Annotated in this window: 1 pseudogene; it reads left to right on the top strand. The window is 67.5% G+C overall.

Annotated elements, in window-relative coordinates:
* Window positions 1-20: 20 nt before the first annotated feature.
* Window positions 21-283: pseudogene (locus CH341_RS32315) on the top strand (hypothetical protein); the annotation flags it as partial.

The following is a 283-nucleotide window of genomic DNA, read 5'->3' as shown; positions in this document are numbered from 1 at the left end:
TCGCCAATGCGTTGTCGGACGTGACCGAGCTGCCGATGCCCGACAACGGCATGTTCGTCGACAATGCCCATGGCATGCTCGTGTCGCTCGGCGTCGGCCGGCTGATGCTGTTGAGCGATACCGACGGCATCGCCGACCAGCTCAAGAAGGCGATCGGCCGATCCGGCACGCTGACCGATCTCAGCCACGGCTTCAGCATCGTGCGCCTGGCCGGAGCGCAAGCGGCGAACCTCCTCGCCCATGGCATCGCGCTCGATTTCGACGCGCTGCCGCCGGGCGGCGC

This window comes from Rhodoplanes roseus (assembly GCF_003258865.1).
Taxonomy (GTDB): Bacteria; Pseudomonadota; Alphaproteobacteria; order Rhizobiales; family Xanthobacteraceae; genus Rhodoplanes; species Rhodoplanes roseus.
The sequence above is the reverse complement of the archived record's forward strand: the minus strand, read 5'-3'. Positions and strand labels throughout refer to the sequence as shown.